Here is a 4804-nt window from a genome sequence, read left to right as displayed (position 1 = left end):
CTCCTGCGTCTCTGCACCGGATGCGATGCAGGTCGCCCTGATCAGCCTCCTCCACCTGATCACACCGGCAACAGGGCGTTCGGCTTGACATCGGCTATGGAGGCGAAGTGTGCGTTTCGCACCACGCTATCTAAGCGGTTGTGTGCTGATCTCACGCAGAGATGGAAGTGGCGGGCACCGATCGAGCCGGCATTTGCGTTGACCATCTCTGCCCTATCTTGCGGCAACGGAGGAGCGCCATGCGATGACGAACGACAGCGGGGAATGGACGGTCCGGCTGACGCATGCACCGGACCTCCGGGCACCGAACCTCGAGGCAAAGGAACGGGCCGCCGCTTCTCTCTACCGCTACAATATCGAGAAGACCGGGATCGACGACAGAATGCCGGTCGGCGCGGAGCTTTGCAGCTCTTCGGGAGAGGTATTGGGCGGCCTTTGGGGCCGGACTGAGCTTGGGTTGTTGTTTCTCGACATGTTTTTCCTGCCGGAGCGCGTACGCGGGAAATCGCAAGGTGCACGGCTTCTCGCGGTGGTCGAGGAGGAAGCGAGAAGCCGCGGCTGCAAGCGTGCCGTTGTCGAAACAAGCAGCTTCCAGGCTCCGGATTTCTATCTCCGGCACGGCTACGACGAATTTGGCCGGGTGAGTTCGGCAACGACGGTCACGCCCGCATTTTCTTACGCAAAACGCTGGAATGAGGCGCCGCTTGTCGACCCGGCTTCGCACCTGCCCCTCAGGCCGGCTCGCGCTTCAGCGCCTGCGCCATGCAATGGATGCCGCCGCCGGTCTTCGAGATCTCGCTCATATCGACCGCCGCGACCTCGAAGCCACGTGCCTTGAGCTGGCCGATTAGCGTTTGGCTGGACGTCGGCGCGATCACCCTGTCCTTGCCCAGCGACATGAAGTTGCAGCCGAGTGCCATCGTGTCCTGGAACGGCACGTCGATGATCTCGTGGCCCTTGCCCTTCAGCCAATCGACGATGCCCGGCTCCGTGCAGGCGAGGCAGACGGCGGTCAGCTTCTCGGCGATCGGCACCACCATTAGGTCGATATGGACATAATATTCGTCGATGAAGGCGATGCGGGTTTCCCAACCCTCCTTGTCGAACCAGGCCTGGACCTGGCGCGCGCCCTCCTCCTGCGTGCGGGCGCCACCGCAGCCGATCAGCACCACGCCGTCCTCGATGACGTTGAAGTCGCCGCCCTCGAAAGTGCCCGCGGTGACCATGTCGTAGATCGGGATGCCGAGCTTCTCATAGGTGCGGATCGCCGCATAGTTCTCGCCGCGCCGCCACCAGTTGGCCATCGCGGTGATGATGACGCCGTACGGCGTCATGACGCTGGAATCGCGTGAATAGACCTGCATCGGCAGTTCCGGCGTCGGCTCGTGCCAGTGGATGTTGACGCCGAAATGCTCATAGGCGGCGACCAGATCCTTGTGCTGAGCCTGCGCGATCTGGATGTTGCACGGCGCCTCGCGCAGATGTTTGCGCGACAGCGAGCTGGTCGAGAGGTGGCGCAGGAAATTGGGCGAGCCGAGCAGGACGTCGGTCAAGACATCGGTCTCGTTGGCGAAGCCCCAAGTAGTCAGGGGCTTGGTGCCGCCGGCCGGATTGCGGCGTTGCAACGAAAACGGTTCTGCTACGATGCGGTCATGAACGGTCATGGAGTTCTCCTCGCTTGGGTGATCACGCGGCTTGCGGGTTGCTTGGTATCCACCAGTCCCGTCCGCGCGGGGTGGTGACATATTCCGGCCAGCGGAAATGGATCGGCGGGTCGTAGTCGCAAAGTGGCGCCAGCCAATTGCTACCGCCAATGCCGCCACCGGTGCGGGCGACGAATTCGTCTATCGCCGCATCGCGGGCGGACTTGTCTTCCAGCAGGCGAAGTGCTGCCAGCGCAATCGTCTTCGACGCGCAGGTGACCATCGGATCGATCGTGGCGGAAATACCGCCCAGCGCGTTCATCGCCCAGGACGGATAGACGTGGCCGTTCAGCGAACGCAGCGCCGGGCGGGCGACATAGAACCGCGCCGTCGGCGCGTGCCATGACATGTCGGTGTAATCATCCGAGGTCGAATTGAGCTGCGACGGCGGCAAGTCGCGGCGCAGGATCGCCTCCGCATCCTGCGGCGCAATCAGGTGCTCCATCTCGGCTATGAACGGCTCGTCGGTCGTCGCGCCGCCGGCATTGACCTGGATTTGGCGGGCGATCGCCTTGGCCGTCTCCTCCCAGCGCGGTGGCCCGACCGTCGACAGCGCCTCATAGGCGATATCAGCCATGGCGTGATTGGCCAGCCCCGGACGCGACTTCGACACCCAGTGCCGCTCATGGCGGCAGCCGCTCATTTTCGCGGCGGCTTCCGCATTGCGGTCGAGCACGGCGGTCACCTGCTCGGCCATCGCAAGCGTCGGCACGCGGATCATGTACTGGATCTCGGCCAGCCCCGCCGGCAGATTGTCGGCGGTCGCCTGCCCCGCCGTCAGGATCGCCTCGCTGATCGACCAGCCGCCCTGATGCGGCAGCATGGAATCGCGTAGCGCCTTGGACGCCATGTACATCATCATGAGCGCGTCGTTGGCACCCGGCGCCCTGACCGCCGAATGCGCCTGCGGAATCGGTGCACCATCGCTTGCGCGAACCCAATTTTCGGGTTCGTCGCACACAAAGCGGTAGATCATCGCGTGGGCGGCACCGCAATGCGTGTCCCAGCGCGCCGTGTTGCAGAGCGGCAGCATGTAGAAGGGATGAAAGGAGATCATGCCGGCAAGCCCGTCATAATAGCCCTTTGCCGCATGAATCGGCTTCGATCCCCGCACCTTCTCCGCCGGCTCGCCGGTGAAGCGCAGCGTGCCCGGTATGCCGTGCCGCTGCATCGCCGCTTTGGTCGCCAAAAGCCCGCCAAGGCTGGCAATACCGAGGCCGGAATGCGGATCGGTGTGGCCGCCGGCCTGTTCGCCGAGGCCCGGGCGCGGACGCCTCACTGTCGCCGCATCCTGGCAATTGCCGGGTACGGCGTCATACTCGGCATACATGCCGATGGTCGGCCCGGCGCCGTTGGTCCAATGGGCGCAGAAGGCGGTGGGCATGCCGCCAGAGCCTTCCTCCACAGAAAAGCCTTCGTGCTTCAGACGTTCCACATACCAGGCGGCCGACTGGTATTCGCGCCAGGCGGTCTCGCCGAAATCGAAGATCGTTCGCGTCCACGCCGACAGCGACGGCTGGATGTCATCCAGACAGGCAAGCGCGGTCGCTTGGGCCGAGTTCGTCACCGGTTCCTCCATGGACGAGAAGAAAGCAGTGAAGCGCCTCGCCAAAAAGTGATATGTTTTCCCGGCTCATGCAAATTCGGTTCACCTCTTGAGAATTCCATCGACGCAGGCGCTGCGCGCCCTCGACAGTTTTGCCCGTCACGGCAGCGTCTGGCGCGCTGCTGACGAACTGCATCTGACCCGCAGCGCCGTCAGCCATCAGCTTCGCCTGCTCGAACGCGATCTCGGCTTCGATCTGCTCGAGCGCATCGGCAAGGGCGTGGCGCTCACTCCGCGCGGCCAGCGCTATGCCAGCGACGTGCGCAAGGCGCTGACTGTGCTGGGCGACGCAGTGACTCGCCACGCCGGCACCGGCGTCGGCGGCTCGTTCAGCGTCAGCTGCACGCCGGGTTTCGCCTCGCTGTTCCTGTGCACTCACATTGGCGAATTCCGGCAGATGTACCCCGATGTCGCGCTGCGCATCCTGACGCCGCGGCGGCTGGACGACGTCAGCAATGCCGAAGCCGACGCCTTCATCGCCTTCGGCGTCGGCAACTGGCCGAACCGCGCGGTCGAGCTATTGTGCGAAATCTCGTTTACGCCGCTGTGCAGCCCGACGCTGCTCAACAAAGTCGGCGGCTTTTCCAAGCCGGCGGACGTGCTGCGCGCCAATCTGCTGCATCTCGGCGACACCGAGGACTGGGCGCGGTGGCTGGCGCTATCGAAGGTCGAGAATCCGGACATCGAGGGCGGCATCTTCTTTTCCGACATGAACCTGGTCTTTTCGGCGGCGATCGCCGGCCAGGGCATCGCCATGGGCGACGAGTTGACCAGCCGCCGGGCGCTAAGCGAAGGCCGACTGGTGCGCCCCTTCGACATCGCGATCAGTTCGCCGCGGTCGTACTTCTTCGTCTCAGAGCATGCCAAGGCGAGCCACCCGGTGCTGGATGTATTCAGTGAATGGTTGCGGTCGAAGCTGTCGGAGAACCAGCGTTAATCTCCCCCTCGAGTGGGAGATGGCCGCGGAGCGGCCAGAGGAGTCGCTTCGGCTGGGCTCGGCCCGGTCTGGCTTTCAAAGAAAGAGGAAGTTGGCGCTCACGCGCAGCGATCCCCTCTGTCGCCTTCGGCGACATCTCCCCCTCGAGGGGAGAGATTTGGCACTACACCTCACCATAGATGAATCAAATTTGCCGGTCAGGCGAAAACTATTCGGTTGCGGTGAGCCGCCGCCCTGCCTACGATTTCAATCAGCATTGAGGACAAAGGCAGGATGCAGCAACCCGGCCGGGCCGCAGAGATCAAGGCAATCGGGATCGGCAAGAGCTTCGGCTCGTTCCGTGCACTGGACGATCTGACGCTCGATATCGGCCGCGGTGAGTTCCTGACCCTCCTCGGGCCTTCCGGTTCGGGCAAGACCACCTTCCTGATGATCCTTGCCGGTTTCGTGCAGCCGACCGACGGTCGCCTTTACAGCGACGGCGTCGACATCACCGAGCGGCCGGCCGAACAGCGTGCGGCCGGCATGGTTTTCCAGGGTTACGCGCTGTTCCCGCAT

Annotated in this window: 5 protein-coding genes; 3 read left to right on the top strand and 2 right to left on the bottom strand. The window is 63.9% G+C overall.

The features are described 5' to 3' along the window. The first annotated feature begins 244 nt into the window (after nt 1-244). On the top strand, nt 245-838 hold the full coding sequence (locus EOA85_RS27855; protein WP_348627936.1) for a GNAT family N-acetyltransferase: 594 nt from the start codon (nt 245-247) through the stop codon (nt 836-838). Here EOA85_RS27855 and EOA85_RS27850 read toward each other — a convergent pair. Both EOA85_RS27850 and EOA85_RS27845 read right to left on the bottom strand, forming a co-directional pair. Further along, nucleotides 732-1664: a dimethylarginine dimethylaminohydrolase family protein gene (locus EOA85_RS27850; protein ID WP_127211912.1), complete on the bottom strand. Its 933-nt coding sequence runs from the start codon at nt 1662-1664 to the stop codon at nt 732-734. The genes EOA85_RS27855 and EOA85_RS27850 overlap by 107 nt on opposite strands. Before the next feature lie 22 nt (nt 1665-1686). Further along, the gene (locus tag EOA85_RS27845) at nt 1687-3282 is read right to left on the bottom strand and encodes an amidohydrolase (protein ID WP_164759928.1); all 1596 of its coding nucleotides are present in this window, start codon (nt 3280-3282) and stop codon (nt 1687-1689) included. Between the two features lie 76 nt (nt 3283-3358). Here EOA85_RS27845 and EOA85_RS27840 point away from each other — a divergent pair, with 76 nt between their 5' ends. Together EOA85_RS27840 and EOA85_RS27835 are read left to right on the top strand one after the other, a co-directional pair. Next, nucleotides 3359-4246, top strand: coding sequence for a LysR substrate-binding domain-containing protein (locus tag EOA85_RS27840; protein WP_127211910.1), 888 nt, complete (start codon nt 3359-3361; stop codon nt 4244-4246). A gap of 273 nt (nt 4247-4519) precedes the next feature. Further along, nucleotides 4520-4804, top strand: a 285-nt coding sequence (locus EOA85_RS27835; RefSeq protein WP_127211909.1) for an ATP-binding cassette domain-containing protein, incomplete at its 3' end; no start/stop codon positions are given.

This window comes from Mesorhizobium sp. M5C.F.Ca.IN.020.29.1.1, assembly GCF_003997375.1.
GTDB lineage: Bacteria > Pseudomonadota > Alphaproteobacteria > Rhizobiales > Rhizobiaceae > Mesorhizobium > Mesorhizobium wenxiniae.
Note: the sequence above shows the minus strand (reverse complement) of the source record. Positions and strands in the feature narration are given on the sequence as shown.